Source organism: Pseudomonas mendocina, assembly GCA_037482215.1.
Taxonomy (GTDB): domain Bacteria; phylum Pseudomonadota; class Gammaproteobacteria; order Pseudomonadales; family Pseudomonadaceae; genus Aquipseudomonas; species Aquipseudomonas mendocina_E.
Genome location: CP148074.1, coordinates 2,584,822 through 2,604,207 on the forward strand (window position 1 = coordinate 2,584,822; position 19,386 = coordinate 2,604,207).

Consider the following 19,386-nt stretch of genomic DNA (forward strand, 5'->3'; position numbering starts at 1 on the left):
GTAGACTGCCGCCAGTCTTGAATAGACGTGATGAACAATATCAACAGACGCTAGTTCACATACGCACGCATGCGGGAGAGAATAGTGGGATTGTCCAGTCAGGAGTTTATGACATGACCATCCCTCAGACGCTGCTTGCATTGACAGGACGTACCCACGCACCTGCCAGCCTGCGCAACGCGACGCTGATCATTATCGACGCACAGGAAGAATACCGTAGCGGCGTGCTGAAACTGCCCGGTCTTGATGCTGCCCTCGGTGAAATCACTCAACTGCTCGATGCTGCCCGAAAACTGGGCACGCCGGTCATTCATGTAAAACACATGGGTATACCTGACGGCTTGCTTGACCCGCGAGGTCCGCGCGGCTACCACCTGCCAGAAACTGCACCGATCGCCGGAGAGTACGTCATTGAAAAACGTCTTCCCAATGCTTTCTCGGGCACACACCTGCATGAAAAATTGCAAGAAATTGGCCGACTGGACCTGATCGTATGCGGTTTTATGACCCACTCCAGTATCAGCACCACTGTTCGTGCGACCAAAGACTTCGGTTATCGCTGTACCGTTGTCGACGCGGCTTGTGCAACCCGTGACCTGCCGACGCCAGATGGACAGATCATCCAAGCAGCCGATATGCACCGCACTGAAATAGTCGCGCTGGCGGATAATTTCGCTGCTGTCGTTCCTAACGCCCAAGCCTTGATTTAAAGGCTGTTCAGCGCCCACATTGGCAACCGATCAACAGAGCGGGTTGAACCTGCTCTGTAACCTCAGGTCTTACCGCCAAGACTATAAGAGGAAATCGGAATGAAGCTCTCCGATGATTTTGATCCGCGCTGCCTGCGAACACGCAAGCCGGGAACTTGGCGCTATCGCCTGGCAACCCTACTGGCAGTGATCTTCATCATTTTTTCAATCATCTTGGTTCTGACCGGATCAATCAGCCTACTGAATCAACCCGTCGCCTTGCAGAGCCTGAACGAGGACCCAGGCACAGCCAGAGTCATGGTATTTGCAGGTTTTTTCCTATTCATTTTTGGGGCGCTCATCTGGCGACGGTGTCGCCGATCGCGTCGCACCGACGGACTCAGTCTGTCCCCAGACCTGCTTAAACGGCGTGACTAATCACCAATCGCGACACTAAGATAATCAGGATGCAGCACGAACCCCTCCGCCTTGGTTACACTAGTGGCATTCGCGGAGGTTCAGATGCAAGACGACGATTTTTCCCTGTTCAAAGCCGAACTGCGCGGCATCAAGCCAATCAAGCATGACCGCGCAGACACCGGCAAACCCAAACCCAACAAGACACAGTTAGCGGCCTTGCGCCAAGCAGCGACTGTTGGGGTTAAAGAAATCAAGGTCGACGGCCTCTCCGACCAGTTCGTGATTGATGTTGACCCTGAAGACAGCCTGCATTGGGCCGCTAACGGTGTTCAAGAAGGTCAAATGCGCAAGCTTAAGCTTGGGCAGATACCGTTTGAAGGCTCCCTTGATCTGCATGGCATGACCGTCGAAAAGGCCAGGGATACCTTGTGGGAGTTCATCGCCGAGGCCAACCGCCTTGAAGTGCGCTGCGTGCGCGTTACCCATGGCAAGGCGCAGCGCAAAAACGGCCGAGGCCCAATGATTAAGAGCCACGTCAACACATGGCTGCGTCAACACCCTCAGGTGCTGGGTTTCACCTCATGCCAGGCAAAACACGGCGGAACAGGCGCAGTCTATGTCATGCTCAAGCGCTTAATGATGGATGGCCGCGACGAATAACCGGATTATGCTGGCAAACGCTAAACTTGCCAGCATCCACCATGCGCCCTAACCTGCGCACTTTGAAATACCAACGAGATTGTCCATGTCCCTGGAACAAAACTACACCGCCATCCTTGGTCAGCTTGGCGAGGACGTATCCCGCGAAGGCCTGCTGGATACCCCAAAACGCGCCGCCAAGGCTATGCAGTACTTGTGCCGTGGCTATCAGCAGACGCTGGAAGAAGTCGCAAATGGCGCGCTGTTCAGCTCTGACAACAGTGAAATGGTGCTGGTCAAGAACATCGAACTGTACTCGCTGTGTGAACACCACCTGTTGCCGTTTATTGGCAAAGCGCATGTGGCGTACATTCCCGATGGCAAAGTCCTTGGCTTGTCAAAAGTAGCCCGCATCGTCGATATGTTTGCCCGCCGCCTGCAGATCCAAGAAAACCTGAGCCGCCAAATTGCCGAAGCCATCCAACAGGTTACTGGGGCGCTGGGCGTGGCCGTCGTTATCGAAGCACAGCACATGTGCATGATGATGCGCGGTGTAGAAAAACAGAACTCCTCCATGGTCACCTCTGTGATGCTTGGCGAGTTCCGTGAAAACGCAGCGACTCGCAGCGAATTCCTGAGTCTGATCAACAACTGATCATTCAAACCGGTGCAATACCGGTTTGACCACCAGCTTTCATGCAGTGGGCTCAGAGGGATGGCGGATAACCGCCACCCCATCACTCTTAACTACGATTTGTTGGCGGGAATCCACCGCCCCATCCCCATCAGAATCTTCCTAGCTAGGGCCAATGCGATACTGACCTGGCTGGCACACTTTCTGCCTAAGATACGGTGTAACCGAAAGGAAACAGCGGTCCAAACCCCGCAGCCTTTATTCGGAAGTACCGCTATGTAACCAGACGAACGTAACGGCATCACTGCACGATAAACCTAGAATGGTTACTGATTGTCCCTCCCATGGAATGGCGAGCACTATGAAAAAACTATTATTGCCTTTGCTTTGCATCAGTCTGATCGGTTGTTCGAAACAACCCGATGCAGACAAAACCGTTGATGCCGTCTTAATTGGCGGCGGCATCATGAGTGCTACCTTAGGCACCTATCTGAATGAGCTGGAACCAGCGTGGAATATTGAGGTTTACGAGCGACTGGATAAAGTTGCCGATGAAAGCTCAAACCCATGGAACAACGCAGGCACTGGTCACTCTGCATTTGCCGAGCTGAACTACACCACTGAGCAGGCTGACGGCAGCATCGACATCAGCAAAGCCGTTGCTATTAATGAGTCTTTCGAGATTTCTAAGCAATTCTGGGCCTATCAGGTCGAACGAGACGTCCTACGCAAGCCTTCCTCTTTCATCAACCATACGCCCCACATGAGTTTTGTCTGGGGTGATGACAACATCAACTTCCTCAGAAAGCGCCATGCTGCCCTGCAGCACAGCACATTATTCCGTGGGATGGAGTACTCGGAAGATCCTCAGCAGATCAAGCAGTGGGTACCACTGATGATGGAAGGCCGCGACCCAGCGCAGAAAATCGCAGCAACGCGAATGGCGATCGGCACGGATGTCAATTTCGGCGAAATTACACGCCAACTGTTTGGCTCGTTAAGCCAAAAAGAGACGTTCAAGCTCAACTTGCGTCACGAAGTACGTGATATCAAACGTAACGATGACGGCACATGGACTGTGGTTGTAGCCGATCTCAACAACGGTGAGGCAGAAAAAGCCATCAAGACCAAGTTTGTCTTTATCGGTGCAGGCGGTGCAGCACTTAAGCTGTTACAGAAAACCGGAATCAAAGAAGCCGAGGGTTATGCTGGCTTCCCAGTAGGTGGATCATTCTTGGCCACCAGCAATCCTGATATCGTCTCGAAACACTTGGCCAAGGTCTATGGCAAAGCTTCGGTAGGTTCTCCGCCGATGTCAGTACCGCATCTTGATACCCGCGTCATTGACGGTAAGAAAGTGCTGCTGTTCGGACCATTCGCTACCTTTTCTACCAAGTTCCTGAAGAATGGTTCGCTGCTGGATATGTTCAGCGCCCTGACCACCCATAACATCAGTCCGATGATCAGTGCTGGTATCGACAACATCCCACTGAGTACCTATCTCATCAGCCAGCTGATGCTCAACGATGATGATCGCATGGCTTCACTGCGCGAGTACTTCCCAGAAGCACAAGCACAGGACTGGCGACTCGTTCAGGCCGGTCAGCGCGTGCAGGTAATCAAAAAAGACCCCAAACTTGGAGGGGTTTTGCAGTTTGGTACTGAGGTCGTGAGCGCAGAGGACGGCAGCGTAGCTGCACTGTTGGGCGCCTCTCCCGGCGCATCAACCGCTGCGCCAATCATGCTTTCTGTGCTGGAGCGTGCATTTAAGGATAAGGTGCAAACACCGCAGTGGCAGGCCAAGCTGAAAGAGATCATTCCAACGTATGGCCAAAAACTTAACGGTAACCTAGAGCTGACTAATGCGACCCGTGCTCGCACCAGCGAGCGTCTGGGCCTGCCATTTGTCGAGGTTCTTCCAGAAAAACAGCCTGCACCAGCCCCTGATGCATCGTTACAGGATCAAGCAGAACTCAACACGCCAGCCACTAGCTCTACTCAACCCGAGCGCACTAATAATACTGCTCTCTGATCCCCTCTATTCAAGGCTGCCCTAAGGGGCAGCTTTGATTATCCAGCTAGTTTTTGAGCGGCTCTCTGGGCTTAGTTCTCAGAGGATCCAGTAAACCAGAAAGGCCATTGTGATCGATCTCCTGCATCAAGGCCAAAAGCCGACCGATTTCCCCTTTCGGGAAACCTTCACGGGCAAACCAATTTAGGTAATGCCCTGGTAAGTCAGCCAGTAGGCGCCCCTTGTACTTACCAAACGGCATCTCACGGCTCACCAACAGCAACAGGTCTTCGGGTTTCACTTAACTCGTCCTGAGCGCCTACAGCGCTTTAATCACATGCAGTAAATTATGCGTCTGCTCACACGGCCACACCAGCCTGCCCAGCTGCTCGTAACTCAGGTAAGCTGCCCCACCTTTTTCACTCCCTCGTCAAGGTTTCATCTGCATGATTATTACCGCTCTGCGCAAAGGCCTCGGTCAGCTGATCATTTTCATCGACTGGATTACCCGCCCGAGTAAAACCAAGCGCTCAGCCTCCGCTCAGGCCGAAGTCGATCAAGCTGCCCGTGAACTGACCCTGTACCAGTTTCATGCTTGCCCTTTTTGCATTAAGACTCGCCGAACATTGCATCGACTGAACGTGCCTGTCGCTCTGCGCGACGCCAAAGGAGATGCTCAGGCTCGTAAAGAACTAGAAGAACAAGGCGGAAAGATTCAAGTACCTTGTCTACGTATAGAGAAAGAAGGTCAGGTTACTTGGATGTATGAATCCAAAGCCATCATCGCCTATTTAAACGAGCGATTTGCTACCGCTTAAACTGTATGGGGCCGCCTATTGGCGGCCCCATAGCATCATTGGGCTGTGACGCTGATCTTGCCCACCATTCCAGACTGATAGTGCCCCGCAATCAGGCAAGCGAAATCAAACTCGCCTACCCGGTTAAACGTCCACACCACCTCGCCTCGCTCACCTGGCGCAACATGGGCCATTCCTGTTTCGCCATGCAGCATGCCTTTGCCTTTCACAACATCGTCGGCGAATTTGTCCAGCAGTGCTTTTTCACCCAAAACAAACTCATGCTGAACCTGCCCATCATTCGGAAGAACAAACCGTATGGTTTCTCCCTGTTTGATCGCTATGTGGTCAGGGCTAAATCGCATACGATCATCCATCTTGATCTCGATCGTCCGCTCCACCTTTTCTGTATCACCTGCCATTCCCCATGCCTTTTGCACAGGCACACCTGCATTCATCACCATTTGATGATGGGGCTGCTGGCCTTCATCGGCCGCAGCGACACTGACCAAACCAAGGGACAAAGCAACAGTAACAACGCACGATTTAAAAAACATATAAACATCCTTGAATAAGCACTCTGGCAATGCCCACACCTAAACAGGCGTAAGTCGCCACCACATAAGTAGGTTAAAAGACTTAAACAAAGGAAAACTTAGGCGGCTTATCAGCTGGGTCCAACACCACACTAAAAAAACTGTGCCCAGTGGTTGCAAATGGCTTGGCGCTGGCAGCCGGAATACTCGCCTCCCTTAAAGAGTTGAAGGCAACGCCACCGGGGCAGATCAGAGTGCATGAACAGTGGCTAGTGTGATGTTGAATGCTATCAACCTGCCTCTCACACACTGGCATTTGCTCCGTTTCGTTCATGACGTGCCCTGCATGTGTCTTGCTCACCGCAAAGCCTTCATTGCAGTCGAGCACACGCCCCCCTGCCACACTTTGCAGTGACAATACGAACAGCATCAAAGGGATGAGTAACAGACGAGTCAGAGGCATATGAGGAAAAGGCAGAACTAACAAACTGACTAAAACACGAGTGGAGCGTGTTGTCTACAGATGGGTATGTGCAAGGTCAACCTAAGCTGGCTATGATCTGAGTCCATGAATCAGCCGATCCTCATACGCCAACCTTGCCCACCCGGTGCCTGCGATTGCAGGCGTGAGTCGTTAGCTGACCAGCCCGTAACCCTCCAGCGAATCCTGTTGCTGACGCGATCTGAGGAAAAGCGTCTACTGGAACGCCTCGAGAATCTGGAAAGCCTGGAGCATCTATACCGTATGCAACAGCGTATGGAAGAGCAGCTTGGTATTCGTATGACCATTGAACCCGGCTTCAATGAAGTCCGTAGCATGCGCGGAATACAGATTCAGATTGCTGAGCAAATTGGTCTTTGCCGAAAAACACGCCAGTCCATCCCGGCTGCTATTCGCCGCAGCTTGGAAAAACGACCAGAGATAGCCTACAACCTGCTGAACTCACACGATCTTCTGCGTGACACCTGAACCAGAGCGACCTCTGGTTCAGGTGCCCTTGATTAACGCAGGAACAGGAATGTAACGGCCAAGTACAGCCCAGCGGCCAACGTCATCGCGACAGGCAACGTCAGCGCCCAGGCCAGCAGAATATTGCGCACAGTCCCAGATTGCAGGCCACTGCGGTTGGCGACCATTGTCCCAGCTACGCCCGACGACAATACATGGGTAGTCGACACCGGCAGACTGAATACGTTAGCCATGCCAATCGCCACTGCCGCCGTCACCTGGGCGCTCATGCCTTGGGCGTATGTCATGCCGCCACGGCCGATTTTTTCACCCACAGTCAGCACAACGCGTTTCCAGCCCACCATAGTCCCCAGACCCAGCGAAAGCGCTACGGCCAACACAACCCAGAACGGCACATATTCGGTCGTCGAAGTCAGGTCTTTGCGCAGCTTTTCCAAATCACTCTTTTCACGATCAGGCAGCACGTCGAGCTTAGACACTTTGCGTGCTGCATCGTCTAGGCAGAGTAAATAACGGCGCATTTCCACGCGTTGGGCTGGTGGAATATCCTCATAACTGTGCACTCCGTTAAGGATAGTTAGCAGCGATGCTAGGGTTGCTTCGGTCTGCTGAGGGTCACAGTGGAACTGCTTAGGCAGATCAGACCCGTTACCCTTGCCCAGAGCCAAGTATTCGGACAACGGCTCGCTATTGCGGTGGTAAAAATCACCCAGGTGTACAGCGGCGTCACGGGTGCGGGAGATTTCGTAGCCTGTAGCTTCAAGATCCACAGCAAAGTGAGCAGGCACGATACCAATCAGCACCAGCATGATCAGGCCAATACCCTTTTGTCCGTCATTGGAGCCATGGACGAAACTCACCGCCATGGCTGAGGTCACCAGCACCATGCGATTCCAGAACGGCGGATGTTTCTTGCCCTTCTCTTCAATACGCTGGACCGGCGAACTGTGCATAGTCGACAGCGGCTTCCACAACTTCAGCGCGATGAGCAATAACGCAGCTACAGCAAAGCCTGCCAGCGGCGAAAACAGCAAAGACATACCGATGTCTGCAGCCTTCTGCCAGTTGACCCCCTCTGCGGCGGATATATCAGTGATCAGCGCATTGGCCAGCCCCACCCCAAGGATCGAACCGATCAATGTGTGCGAGCTGGAAGCTGGAATGCCAAAAAACCAGGTCCCGAGGTTCCACAAAATCGCCGCTGCTAGCAGAGAGAAGACCATCACCAGCCCCTGGCCAGTGTTCACGTTAATCAGCAAATCGACCGGTAGCAGGTGAACAATCGCATAGGCTACGCCTACACCACCTAGCAGAACCCCCAGAAAGTTGAACACCCCGGAGCAGAAAACTGCCAGGTTTGGTGTCATGGCTTTCGTGTAGATAACGGTTGCTACGGCGTTGGCAGTGTCGTGAAAACCGTTGATGAACTCGAATGCGAGTACAAACGTGACTGCAACGACCAAGCTGACAATCAGCCAGGCATCCATAGTGGAAAAAAGGGAGAGCATGCAAAAGCACTCGGTATTAGGGGGCGCGCATTGTCACAAAATATTGCCCCAAAATCAGCCAAATCGTCATCAACATGATGTTCGACAGTCCTAAAATCGACGGAATGCCACGATTTTAAGGGCCTGCGGCAACTATTAATTTTTTTGATCACGCAGCAGTCTGGCAGAAAAAACCGCTAAATGATGGCTCATTGCCCCTTCCTAGCAAGCAACTGTGTTGCCCCCTGGTGCTTCTGGCAGTACCAAAACACGCGACTGACACCCCGGGTGATGGCCACATACGCCAGGCGCAAACTTTCGTCCTTCATCGCCTGGTCATAACTGTTGGAAAAAAAACCGCTGCAGGCATATAACGCATTTCGCAACGGGTGAGGCACTGGCGGCATGCAGTCATCCAGAATGATAGCGACTTCAGCCTGCAACCCCTTTGCACGATGGATGGTGTAGGCCTTAACGGGCAACTTCTTATCTAACTGTTCAGTGATGGCCTTCAATGGCTCGTTTCTGCGGGCAAGGATTAATACGGCGGTGCGCTCGCGCTTGCGCTGTCCGGCATACTCACATTGTCGTTGTATCTGACTGAGCAAATCTGGCATCTGTTTGCGTAGGTCAAAACCCTGGATCAGCTTGACCCCGTGCTCTCCTGCCTCCGTCGCTCGATTGGCCGAACTGCCCTTGGCCTGCTTACTACTGACAGGCTGTAACACCTTTTCAGCGTCGCGGATGATGGGCTCGATGCTCCGATAATTCGTCGCCAGCATGAGAACGCTACTGCGCTTCCCTCGTCCTTTACAGGGGAAGTGCCGATCAAAATCCATGAACAGTTCGGGTGAGCTGCCGCGCCAGCCATAAATTGACTGCCAATCATCGCCAATGGCCATCAGACTTACGCGCTCCCCCTGCTCGCTGGCAAAGCGCTGAACGGCCTGAAGCCATTGAACAATCTGCGGCGAAATATCTTGAAATTCGTCAATCAGCAAGTGACAAAAAGGCTGAATAAGCGCTGATTCAAGGGTCGCCTCGCCTTGTTTCAAACGCTCGGTGAGTTGCTGAAAAGCACCACTGAAGGTCATCAAACCCTGCTCATGCAGAGTTTGTTGAAAGGCGCGCCAGAACATAGTCAGCGCCTCAGCAAAATGGCGTTCCGGCTCAGGGCAATTAAGCTTTTGCAGCGGGAGCTTGACGATATCCAAACCTATACTTTCGGCAAAACCACCTTGAGCATAAAAAGCCTCATACAAGGGAACCGCAGAAAACTCGCCGCTCATTCTGAACAGCCCCATGGGTGCCTTGGCAGCATGGGTCTTGTTAGGCTCCCCAAGCAGTCGGTGTACAAGTTCGCGAAAGCGTGGCTGCTCGTTGTAACAGCACTGATAGACCTGTTTAAGAATGCGTTGCTGGCCAGGGCGCAGGCGCGAGCCAAGCAATGGATTATCCGGCTCAGCCTGATCGCTGCGGCGCTCGTCCAGTTGTTCAAACCAGTTACAACTTCCCAGCATCCCCTTTGCCATAACAGCCATTGCTGAGTGAAAAGTCCGCACCATCAGTTGCGCCTGTGCTGGAGAGACCTCACAGGCAAAATAGCTCGACACCTGCGAGAGCTGTTCACGCAACTCACTACACGAGGCGTTGGTAAATGAAATAATGGTCATCTGCTCAGGTCGTACAGACATGTGCGCGAGCATGAACATGACCCGAAGGATCAGTGTGGTTGACTTGCCCGAACCAGCACCGGCGAACACCCTGGTCAGTGGCTGCGGACTGACGATCATCGCCCACTGCTCTGCAGAAGGTGGCGCAAGCACCCCTGCCTTCACAGCATTTGCTACTTGTTCCTGCATGGTTTTAACCGATGCAGCGGTAATAGTGAGCGGCGTAGAGCTGTATATGCCAGAGGCTTTGCCCACGTTTTTGGGACCGGCAGCACTCGCCTTAGGGGATTTAACAGGCACTTTGCCTGGTTTACGGGTTCTGCCCTTCTTGCTCTGTTGCTTCGCTGGAGCAAGACGTGCCGCATTAGCCTTGCGCTCAGCCCGCAGGTAAGCCGTAGTGTTGGGAAAGTAGCGCGCCAGAACATCAGCTAGTAATTGCTTGTAGCGCTGTACAGCAGAGGGCATTCGACGACCCATAAACTTAATAGATCGTTGAATGATAAGCCTTTTTTAGCTCAAAAAGTCGCCGCCGAGAGCCGCTTGGCGCTCGGCGGCCGACCTTTCAGTCAAACATACCCACGTAACCTGGCTGAGCAGAGACTCGATCCATCCATGCCCGGATAGCCGGGAAAGCCACGAGATCGAAGCCACCCTCATCCGCCACATGGGTATAGGCATACAGCGCGACATCAGCAATCGAGAAGCTCTCCCCCACCAAAAATGAGGTGTTCTGCAACTGCTTATCCATAACCTTCAGTGCTCTGTAGCCCAGCTCAAGGCAGGTTTCATACTCACCACGGCGCTCTTCTGGCATGCCTTGGTAGAGTTTTATAAAGCGTGCGACTGCCACATTGGGCTCGTGGCTGTACTGCTCAAAGAACTGCCACTGCAAGACCTGCGTACGCAGACGTGGCTCCGCTGGCAGATAGGTACTGCCATCTGCAAGGAAGTTCAGGATGGCATTGGACTCCCAGAGGTAACTGCCATCTTCAAGTTCCAGCACCGGAATCTTGCCGTTGGGGTTTTTCTCCAAAAAGGCCTCGCTGCGGGTTTCACCCTTGAGGATATCAATTGCTTCCCACTGATAATCCATACCCAGTAAATGCAGCATGAGCTTAACCTTGTAGCAGTTGCCCGAGCGGTAGTCGCCGTAAACCTTGTACATGAATCCCTCTGAATCTGTAGGGTAAGCCGACTATCAGTCAGCTTGCGCCTCGCGGATTACCGCAGCCAAACGCTTGATCCCTTCAGCCAAGCGCTCTGGCGCTACGTGGCTAAAGTTGAGGCGCAAATAACCTGGGTTCTGATCCGGGTCGATAAAGAAAGGTTCACCCGGCATAAAGGCCACGTTTTGTGCTAGAGCCTTATCCAGCAAGGTGCGGGTATCCATTGGCTCCTTGAGCTTAAGCCAGAAGAACAAACCACCTTGCGGCACCTGCCAATCGGCCAGATCACTGAAGTGCTCGTTCAGTACGTTCTGCATGGCATCACGGCGCACCCGGTAGAAATCGCGCAGTTCGCTCAGGTGGCTGCGGAACTGCTCAGTACCCAGCCATTGCAGCGCCTGCCACTGCCCAATGCGGTTGGTGTGCAGGTCAGCGGACTGCTTCAAACGCAGCAGGTACGGGAACAGATCAGGGGTGGCGATCAAATAACCGACACGTAGGCCTGGCAGCAGGGTTTTCGATACAGTGCCCGTGTAGATCCAGCTGGCTTTCTTAAGGCGCGAAACAATCGGGGTCGCGCTGCCAGCATCGAATACCAGCTCACGGTAAGGCTCATCCTCAATCAGGGTCACGCCGAATTCATCCAGCAGCGCAGCCACTGCATCCCGCTTGGCTTCGCTGTAACGAACCGCTGATGGATTCTGGAAAGTCGGGATCAGGTAGGCAAATGCCGGCTTGCTGCTCTCCAAGGTTTTGCGCAGCGCATCAATCTGCGGGCCATCTGCTTCCTGCGGGACGGCAATGCAATCGGCACCGAACAGTTGGAAGGCTTGTAGAGCAGCCAAATAGGTGGGTGCCTCCAGCAATACCTGGGTGCCCGGGTCAATGAACAGCTTACTGGCCAGATCCAGAGTCTGCTGGGAACCGCTTACGATCAGCACTTGGCTCGCCTCACACGGAACACCCAGCGCCCGAGCCTCGGCGGCGATGGCTTCACGCAATTGAGGCTCACCCTCACTCATGCCGTACTGGCCCATGCTCGTCGGCATCTCGGCCCACTCAACTTTCGGCAGCATAGGTTCAGCAGGCAGGCCACCTGCAAAGGACATCACCTCTGGACGCTGCGCCGCAGCAAGAATTTCACGAATCAGGGAGCTTTTCAGGCGGGCAACACGTTCAGAGAAAGCCATGGAAATCACCGGTAGCAAATTCAATTAAAATTAGGTCAAACTGTTTGACCGAAACTACGCCGACAGTACCAGATACGTCAATATGATTGACCTTAAAAATCCGAGCATTCAGCAAAACGCCATGGAGTCGTTCTTCTTTGGCTATCAGGCGTTCACCTCCAAGGCAGATGAGATGCTGGCACGCCGGGGCCTCTCCCGCGTGCACCACCGCATCCTGTTTTTTATTGGTAAATACCCTGGCATGAGCATGAAGGAGCTCCTCGCTTATCTGGGTGTCAGCAAACAAGCGCTTAGCATCCCTCTGCGACAATTGCTGGAGATGCATTTAGTGGAGAGCCTGACCGCCGCAGATGACAAGCGTAAACGCGTGCTTGCCTTTACCCCTGAAGGCGCCAAGCTCGAGCAGGCATTACGCCGTGAACAATCAAAGCTGCTGCAAAAAGCGTTTGCCGAGGCTGGAGAAGATGCAGCGAATGGCTGGCTGCTGGTCAACCAGACCTTGAACCGGATCGTTTAAACAGTCTTGCCGATATAAGTTGAGCGCTCACGTTCACGGATAGGCAGATACTTTAACTGTTCTACCCATTGACTTAGCTGCTGTACGGAGACGCCCCCCTGCCTCCGCCCTAGGCTGTACTCCTGATAGAGAGAACACAGCCATGACCACCGAACTGCTTCTTGCCTTTGTCGTCTTTGCCCTTGTCAGCTCACTGACACCAGGCCCCAATAACATGATGCTGCTGGCCAGCGGCGTGAACTTCGGCATTCGCCGGAGCATTCCACACATGCTGGGGATCAGCCTCGGCTTTATGGTGTTAGTGGCAGCCGTTGGGCTCGGCCTTGGTCAAGTTTTTGAGCAAGTGCCTGTACTGCACACCATCCTGCGTTATGCCGGTGCCGCCTACTTGCTGTATCTGGCCTGGAAAATAGCCAATACTGGCACACCGGATGTGGAAGGTTCGGGCGCAGCAACCCCTTTCAGCTTTATGCAGGCTGCCGCCTTTCAATGGGTCAATCCCAAAGCCTGGATCATGGCTATTGGTGCCATCACCACCTATACGCCCCACGAAAATTTCACCACCAATGTCTTAATGATTTCGGTGCTGTTCGCAGTCATTAACCTACCGAGCGTTGGGCTTTGGGCGGCAGCAGGAAGCCTGATGCGACGCTGGTTGAGCGATGCTCGTGCCCTGCGCATTTTCAATACCGCGATGGCGATTCTGCTGGTAGCCTCGCTTTATCCGATTCTTACTGACTCAGGACTGTTCTGATGCAGCACCCAACCGCCCTGCCACTGCGCCCTCTGGCCGATACATCGGTATCAGCCATTGTCGCTGGATTTGTCGCTGTACTGACAGGTTTCACCAGCTCACTCGCCTTGTTGTTACAGGCGGGTAACAACGCAGGCCTGAGCAGCGGGCAAATTTCTTCGTGGATCTGGGCGCTGTCAATGGGCATGGCTATCGGCTGTATCGGCTTGTCCTTGCGCTACCGTGTACCGGTCATGATTGCTTGGTCCACCCCGGGTGCTGCATTGCTGATTACCAGCCTGCCTGGCGTGCCGTACGCAGAAGCCATTGGTGCCTACATATTTGCATCGGCGTTAATTCTGCTGATCGGGCTGACAGGCACCTTTGACCATCTGATGCGACGTATACCCGCTTCTCTGGCTTCTGCATTACTGGCCGGTGTGCTGTTCAAAATTGCCTTGGAAATATGCATAGCGGCTGAGCAACACACGTTGCTGGTCGTATGCATGCTGCTCGCCTACTTATTGGGCAAACGTCTGACGCCGCGTTACGCGGTGCTCGCCGCCCTGATTATCGGCGGCTTGTATGCTGGATGTACGGACCTGCTGGACTTCAGCGGCTTCAACCTTCAGCTGGCTACCCCCGAATGGACGACCCCAGCATTCTCACTGGCAGCCATCATCAGCATTGGCGTCCCGCTATTCATTGTCGCCATGGCTTCACAGAACCTGCCTGGCATGACGGTGTTACGGGCCAATGGATATGATGTACCTGCCAGCCCATTGCTCAATACCACCTCAATCCTGTCAATTCTGCTGGCCCCATTTGGTAGTCACGGCATCCACATGGCCGCCATCAGCGCAGCCATTTGCGCCGGGCCAGAAGCTCACGAGAACCCACAAAAGCGCTACACCGCTGCTATTTGGTGCGGTATTTTTTACGCCATCGCAGGTATTTTCGCCGCCACACTGGCCGCTCTTTTTGCAGCGTTCCCTAAGGCACTGATCTTGTCGATTGCCGCTCTAGCTCTATTTTCCTCAATCATTGGCGGACTGACACAGGCCATGCAGGAACCTGAGGAGCGCGAAGCCGCACTGATCACCTTTCTGGTTACGGCCTCAGGCATGACCCTATTCACCGTCGGGTCGGCCTTCTGGGGAATTGTGGCCGGGCTGCTGACCCTCGCCGTACTGAACTGGGGCAAAAAACGCAGCTGAGGCCATCCCTTAAACGACTTCGGGGCTGAAACCGCATCCCGCTAAGGAGTGGTTTCAGCCCCGAATGGGTTCAGCCGGTAGATATCAGCCGCGGGAGCGGTTCGGCAGAACGTCTTTCAGCTTGGCATGCATGCTACGCAGCGTCTTCTCAGTGGTATCCCAGTCGATACAAGCATCAGTAATGGATACACCGTACTGCAGTTGGCTCAGGTCCTTCGGAATGGACTGGTTACCCCAACCCAGGTGGCTTTCCACCATCAGGCCAACAATGGACTGGTTACCTTCAAGAATCTGGTTAGCAACGTTGTCCATGACCAATGGCTGCAACGCCGGGTCCTTGTTGGAGTTGGCATGACTGCAATCGACCATGATGTTCGGTTTGATCTTGGCCTTGACCAGCTCCTGCTCGCACACAGCCACACTGACCGAGTCATAGTTCGGCTTGCCGTTACCACCACGCAGAACCACGTGACCATAGGCGTTACCTTTAGTGGTGACGATCGAGACGCCACCCTCTTGGTTAATCCCCAAGAAACGGTGCGGGCTGGAAACTGATTGCAGTGCGTTGATGGCAACTGTCAGACCACCATCTGTACCGTTCTTGAAGCCGACAGCTGAGGACAAACCCGAGGCCATTTCGCGGTGAGTCTGCGACTCAGTAGTACGCGCACCAATGGCCGACCAGCTGATCAGGTCCTGCAAGTATTGCGGGGAGATCGGGTCCAGCGCTTCAGTGGCCGTTGGCAAGCCCATTTCGGCCAGATCCAGCAGCAACTTACGGCCAATGTGCAAGCCATCCTGAATTTTGAACGAATCGTCCATGTAAGGATCGTTGATCAAGCCCTTCCAACCCACGGTTGTACGCGGCTTCTCAAAGTAAACACGCATAACCAGATACAGCGTGTCAGACAATTCTTCAGCCAGGACTTTCAGGCGTTTGGCATACTCATGGGCTGCCTTGATGTCGTGAATGGAGCAAGGGCCCACGACGATAAACAGACGGTGATCCTTACCATCGAGGATGTTGCGAACAACCTGACGACCGTTGGTCACAGTACGCTGAGCCGCTTCAGTCAGCGGAATTTCACGCTTGAGCTGAGCGGGAGTAATCAGGGTTTCATTGGAGGCAACGTTCAGGTCATCAATCGGTAAATCAGCCATCGTGCTTGTCATCTACTTGTAGGTAATCAGGTACGGCTGCCGGCCTCCAGTGCACCTCCATATGGGGAGCGCAGCAGTCATGAGCGCAGCGGGGTGCAGAACCTTAGCGCGTATAGGCCTGCTTCGACAATGGGCTTTTCGGCTTAAAGGCTTACTCGGCAGTCCATTCAAGAGGGTTTTGTATCGAGCCCAAAGGTATTGGCATGCTGCTCAATCCAGGCTTTAGCCGCTGAATCGAACGTTTGCGCAGAGCCTTTTTCCAACTCCAATTGACGCCGATACTGCTCAATAGAGCAGACTTGCTCGATCATCCGCACCCTGAATACGGTCTCGTGATCGACAAACGCAATGCCGATCACATAGGCCTCCCCCTCCTTTCGACTCCAGGCCACGAGCCCCGGATAACAAGCTTGTGAGCCGAATAAAGGGATGCGCATGTCAACCGCTGTACCGCGCCGGAACGGCCGCGGGCTGTTACATGCAACGCCACCCAGACTTATATTATGCAGGCGCTGACGTGGTATAAATCTTTGCTTGCGCACCACCAGCTCGACAGGCATTTCTGTCGGATGACGCAAATAACGACGCATCTCGACACCTCCAAGCCATCATTCGGACTTCACATTGACCAGTATAGTGAGCGAACTGGAACTGACTGATCTCGATGCAGATCATCGCCTGCTCGCCCTGCCCGGCGTTAGCCTGCTGATTTTCACCAGCACCGGCTGCAGCAGCTGTCGCTGGGCAAGGCAGCATTTGCCGGGACTAGATCTTCCTGTTGATCGCCTGGCCTGGATAGACGCTGGCAGCAATGGCGGCCTGGTCTCGCGCTATGAGGTGTTTCACCTCCCGACACTCTTTGCCATTCGAGATGGCCAGTTTTACGGCCCGGTTCAAGCCAAATTGAACCTAAACGATTTAACCGAGGCGCTGAACACAGCCCTGTTACGCCCAGCAGAGGAACTCCCTTGATGAATGCAACACCCCGTATTGGCATTATTGGCTCTGGTGCCATTGGCGGTTTTTACGGCCTTATGCTGGCCCGTGCAGGCCTTGACGTGCACTTTCTACTGCGTAGCGAATATCAAGCTGTTGCTGAAAACGGCCTGCGACTTAATAGTGCTGTGCATGGCAACCTGACCCTCAACCCCGTGCAGGCGTATCAATCTGTCGCCGATATGCCTAAATGCGACTGGTTATTGGTGTGTGCTAAATCCACCAGCAATAACGAACTGGCACCACTTATCATTCAGGCTGCCGCAGATGACGCCAAAATCGTGATGATGCAAAACGGCCTGGCTGTCGAGGACGAATTGCGCCCACTGCTGCCGGACTCGCTGCATCTGATTGCTGGTCTTTGCTATATCTGCGCACACCGCAGCGCACCTGGAGTGGTCGAGCATCAGTCACTGGGCAACCTCAACCTGGTCTACCACTCAGGCCCGGCAGAAGATGACAGCGCCCGACAGCACATCGTTGAGCAAGGCAGTGATGTCTTCAAACAAGGCGGCTTGGAGTGCGGGACGCTGTCCAACGTCACGCAGGCGCGCTGGCAAAAACTGGTCTGGAATGCCCCTTACAACGGCCTTTCAGCCCTGCTCAATTGCGACACCCAGCGCATCATGCAGCACTCTGACAGCCGCGCCCTGACAGCGGCCATCATGCAAGAGGTGATAGACGTAGCCATCGCATGCGGCTACCAGATGCCCAACAATTTTGCGAGCAAGCTCTTGGCAGTCACTGATCGTATGCCAGACTACCTGCCAAGCATGTATCACGACTTTGCCCTGAAACGGCCCATGGAATTACACGCCATTTATGAGGTAGCACTGCAAGCTGCAGCTGAAGTGGGTATTGCCATGCCCCGTACAGAAATGCTTTATCAGAGCCTGCGATTCATCAGCCAGCGGCCACAACCCGAGTAGGAGTAGAACATGAGCAAGGGACTCGACGACAAGCTGGTTTTAGCGATCTCCTCCAGCGCGCTTTTCAATCTGCGTGAGAGCCATCAGGTATATGAAAACGAAGGCGTCGAAGCCTATCGCCAATACCAGATCGAGCATGAAGAGGAGATTCTCCAACCCGGCGACGCGTTCCCCCTTGTCGAAAAACTCCTGGGCCTCAATACGGCGCTTAAGCAGGAACGCGTTGAGGTGATTTTGGTATCGCGTAACAGTGCAGACACTGGCCTGCGCGCATTCAACTCGATCCAGCATCACGGCCTGAACATCTCTCGGGCAGCATTTGTCGGCGGACGCAGCCCAGAACCCTATCTGGCTGCGTTCGGCTGTCACCTGTTTCTCTCCACCCACGCTGAAGATGTGCGCCGTGCGCTGGCCTCTGGCTTTGCAGCAGCCACCATTCTTTCCGGCGGTTCACGGCGCGCGGCCAGCCCTGAACTGCGAATTGCCTTTGATGGCGATGCGGTTCTCTTTTCAGACGAGTCTGAACGGGTTTATCAGCAAGGCGGCCTTGAGGCCTTTCAAAGCCACGAGCGGCAGTCAGCGCGCGAGTTATTGGGAGGCGGCCCGTTTAAGCCTTTCCTAGCGGCTTTGCACAGTTTGCAGCAGGAGTTCCCTAACGATCAGTGCCCTATCCGTACCGCGCTCGTCACCGCTCGCTCTGCACCGGCCCATGAACGGGTTATCCGCACCTTACGCGAATGGAATATCCGCCTAGACGAATCTTTTTTCCTCGGTGGACTGGATAAATCCTCATTTCTTGAAACATTTGGTGCTGACGTTTTTTTCGATGACCAAGCCGGACACTGTGAACGAGCTCGCGATGTTGTCGCCACAGGGCACGTTCCACATGGCGTAAGTAACGAGCAGCAGCTTTAATCATCTGCACTGCCCTGTAACAAACCTCTCTGGAACGGGCACTGGCGAGAACAAATTCATGTTTTTGACCAGTTTTGAGCCTGCTATTCTCAGTTAATACCAGCCAGTCACGCAGCTACAGGAGTGCGCATGATTCGCTCTATTGTCTATGCCACTGATCTTGGAATTTATGCACCCTACGTCTTGCAGCACGCGCTCGCTCTAGCTCGGTCATTCAAAGCAAGCCTGTATGTCGTACACGCAGTGGAGCCGATGGGCCTGTACGCACAGTCTGTATTGAAAACTTACCTGGATGAACATGAGCTGGAAGAGCTGCAGCACAACGGGCTTAACAGCGTCATGAAGCACCTCAAAGAAAGGGTTCTTGCAGGCTTCAGAGAAGAAATCGACGATCTAAGCAATGACATCAAGCTGATCAAAGCCGTTCATGTCCGCCAGGGAGACCCTCCCAGCGTTATCTTGGATGAAGTCCGTCAATTGGGCGCAGATCTACTGGTACTTGGCAGTCATAGTCATGGAACTAATCTCAGTGTCCCGCTTGGCCGCACAGCCTCCAGATTGGTTCAGCTGTGCGAGGTGCCTGTCTACCTGGTGCCAATGCTTCAGCACCGTACACATAGTGGAAGCTCAAAGCTTCCCAATTAAATAAAACTGTTCTAGATTTTACGACTGAATGAGCATTATGGTTATATGACCGCCGGACGAT

22 protein-coding genes are annotated in these 19,386 nt (G+C 53.7%); 14 read left to right on the forward strand and 8 right to left on the reverse strand.

Annotated elements, in window-relative coordinates:
* The first annotated feature begins 113 nt into the window (after positions 1-113).
* The 5 genes from WG219_11940 to WG219_11960 all read left to right on the forward strand — a co-directional run bounded on the left by WG219_11940 (position 114) and on the right by WG219_11960 (position 4,414).
* Positions 114-710 carry a cysteine hydrolase family protein gene (locus WG219_11940; protein ID WXL24064.1) on the forward strand — a complete coding sequence of 199 codons (597 nt, stop codon included), beginning with the start codon at positions 114-116 and terminating at the stop codon, positions 708-710.
* Positions 711-809: 99 nt separating this feature from the next.
* Complete coding sequence (locus WG219_11945; protein ID WXL24065.1) at positions 810-1,127, forward strand: hypothetical protein; 318 nt, start codon at positions 810-812, stop codon at positions 1,125-1,127.
* An 84-nt stretch (positions 1,128-1,211) separates the two neighbouring features.
* Entirely contained in the window at positions 1,212-1,769 is a 558-nt protein-coding gene (locus tag WG219_11950; protein WXL24066.1) for a Smr/MutS family protein, read from the forward strand.
* A gap of 85 nt (positions 1,770-1,854) precedes the next feature.
* Positions 1,855-2,403: a GTP cyclohydrolase I FolE gene (gene folE, locus WG219_11955; protein ID WXL24067.1), complete on the forward strand. Its 549-nt coding sequence runs from the start codon at positions 1,855-1,857 to the stop codon at positions 2,401-2,403.
* A 340-nt stretch (positions 2,404-2,743) separates the two neighbouring features.
* A complete protein-coding gene (locus WG219_11960; GenBank protein ID WXL24068.1) occupies positions 2,744-4,414 on the forward strand; it encodes a malate:quinone oxidoreductase in 1,671 nt (556 codons plus the stop codon).
* A gap of 46 nt (positions 4,415-4,460) precedes the next feature.
* Here WG219_11960 and WG219_11965 read toward each other — a convergent pair whose 3' ends face one another.
* Complete coding sequence (locus WG219_11965) at positions 4,461-4,694, reverse strand: DUF3820 family protein (protein WXL24069.1); 234 nt, start codon at positions 4,692-4,694, stop codon at positions 4,461-4,463.
* 145 nt (positions 4,695-4,839) lie between these two features.
* Between WG219_11965 and WG219_11970 the strand changes: the two genes are divergently transcribed.
* Positions 4,840-5,211: a glutaredoxin gene (locus WG219_11970; protein WXL24070.1), complete on the forward strand. Its 372-nt coding sequence runs from the start codon at positions 4,840-4,842 to the stop codon at positions 5,209-5,211.
* A 35-nt stretch (positions 5,212-5,246) separates the two neighbouring features.
* Here WG219_11970 and WG219_11975 read toward each other — a convergent pair whose 3' ends face one another.
* A complete protein-coding gene (locus WG219_11975; GenBank protein WXL24071.1) occupies positions 5,247-5,777 on the reverse strand; it encodes a cupredoxin family protein in 531 nt (176 codons plus the stop codon).
* 517 nt (positions 5,778-6,294) lie between these two features.
* On the opposite strand from WG219_11975, the gene WG219_11980 reads away from it, so the two are divergent.
* The gene (locus tag WG219_11980) at positions 6,295-6,696 is read left to right on the forward strand and encodes a hypothetical protein (GenBank protein ID WXL24072.1); all 402 of its coding nucleotides are present in this window, start codon (positions 6,295-6,297) and stop codon (positions 6,694-6,696) included.
* A gap of 32 nt (positions 6,697-6,728) precedes the next feature.
* Here the strand turns inward: WG219_11980 and WG219_11985 are convergent, their stop codons facing one another.
* The 4 genes from WG219_11985 to WG219_12000 all read right to left on the reverse strand — a co-directional run bounded on the left by WG219_11985 (position 6,729) and on the right by WG219_12000 (position 12,212).
* Positions 6,729-8,204: an inorganic phosphate transporter gene (locus WG219_11985; protein WXL24073.1), complete on the reverse strand. Its 1,476-nt coding sequence runs from the start codon at positions 8,202-8,204 to the stop codon at positions 6,729-6,731.
* 188 nt (positions 8,205-8,392) lie between these two features.
* Positions 8,393-10,321 carry a DEAD/DEAH box helicase gene (locus tag WG219_11990; GenBank protein ID WXL24074.1) on the reverse strand — a complete coding sequence of 643 codons (1,929 nt, stop codon included), beginning with the start codon at positions 10,319-10,321 and terminating at the stop codon, positions 8,393-8,395.
* A 97-nt stretch (positions 10,322-10,418) separates the two neighbouring features.
* Positions 10,419-11,021, reverse strand: coding sequence for a glutathione S-transferase family protein (locus WG219_11995; protein WXL24075.1), 603 nt, complete (start codon positions 11,019-11,021; stop codon positions 10,419-10,421).
* Between the two features lie 33 nt (positions 11,022-11,054).
* Entirely contained in the window at positions 11,055-12,212 is a 1,158-nt protein-coding gene (locus tag WG219_12000; GenBank protein ID WXL24076.1) for a PLP-dependent aminotransferase family protein, read from the reverse strand.
* 82 nt (positions 12,213-12,294) lie between these two features.
* Between WG219_12000 and WG219_12005 the strand changes: the two genes are divergently transcribed.
* The 3 genes from WG219_12005 to WG219_12015 all read left to right on the forward strand — a co-directional run bounded on the left by WG219_12005 (position 12,295) and on the right by WG219_12015 (position 14,679).
* Positions 12,295-12,729 carry a MarR family transcriptional regulator gene (locus WG219_12005; protein WXL24077.1) on the forward strand — a complete coding sequence of 145 codons (435 nt, stop codon included), beginning with the start codon at positions 12,295-12,297 and terminating at the stop codon, positions 12,727-12,729.
* A gap of 142 nt (positions 12,730-12,871) precedes the next feature.
* The gene (locus WG219_12010; protein WXL24078.1) at positions 12,872-13,483 is read left to right on the forward strand and encodes a LysE family translocator; all 612 of its coding nucleotides are present in this window, start codon (positions 12,872-12,874) and stop codon (positions 13,481-13,483) included.
* Complete coding sequence (locus WG219_12015) at positions 13,483-14,679, forward strand: benzoate/H(+) symporter BenE family transporter (protein WXL24079.1); 1,197 nt, start codon at positions 13,483-13,485, stop codon at positions 14,677-14,679. The genes WG219_12010 and WG219_12015 overlap by 1 nt, the downstream gene beginning before the upstream one ends.
* An 84-nt stretch (positions 14,680-14,763) precedes the next feature.
* Here WG219_12015 and WG219_12020 read toward each other — a convergent pair whose 3' ends face one another.
* Entirely contained in the window at positions 14,764-15,840 is a 1,077-nt protein-coding gene (locus WG219_12020) for a 3-deoxy-7-phosphoheptulonate synthase (GenBank protein ID WXL24080.1), read from the reverse strand.
* Between the two features lie 167 nt (positions 15,841-16,007).
* The gene (locus WG219_12025) at positions 16,008-16,430 is read right to left on the reverse strand and encodes a PilZ domain-containing protein (protein ID WXL24081.1); all 423 of its coding nucleotides are present in this window, start codon (positions 16,428-16,430) and stop codon (positions 16,008-16,010) included.
* 55 nt (positions 16,431-16,485) lie between these two features.
* Between WG219_12025 and WG219_12030 the strand changes: the two genes are divergently transcribed.
* The 4 genes from WG219_12030 to WG219_12045 all read left to right on the forward strand — a co-directional run bounded on the left by WG219_12030 (position 16,486) and on the right by WG219_12045 (position 19,325).
* Complete coding sequence (locus WG219_12030) at positions 16,486-16,812, forward strand: thioredoxin family protein (protein ID WXL27996.1); 327 nt, start codon at positions 16,486-16,488, stop codon at positions 16,810-16,812.
* Positions 16,812-17,765, forward strand: a complete 954-nt coding sequence (locus tag WG219_12035; protein WXL24082.1) for a putative 2-dehydropantoate 2-reductase — start codon at positions 16,812-16,814, stop codon at positions 17,763-17,765. The genes WG219_12030 and WG219_12035 overlap by 1 nt, the downstream gene beginning before the upstream one ends.
* 9 nt (positions 17,766-17,774) lie before the next feature.
* On the forward strand, positions 17,775-18,680 hold the full coding sequence (locus WG219_12040) for a 5'-nucleotidase (protein WXL24083.1): 906 nt from the start codon (positions 17,775-17,777) through the stop codon (positions 18,678-18,680).
* 129 nt (positions 18,681-18,809) lie between these two features.
* On the forward strand, positions 18,810-19,325 hold the full coding sequence (locus WG219_12045; GenBank protein WXL24084.1) for a universal stress protein: 516 nt from the start codon (positions 18,810-18,812) through the stop codon (positions 19,323-19,325).
* Positions 19,326-19,386 lie beyond the last annotated feature (61 nt).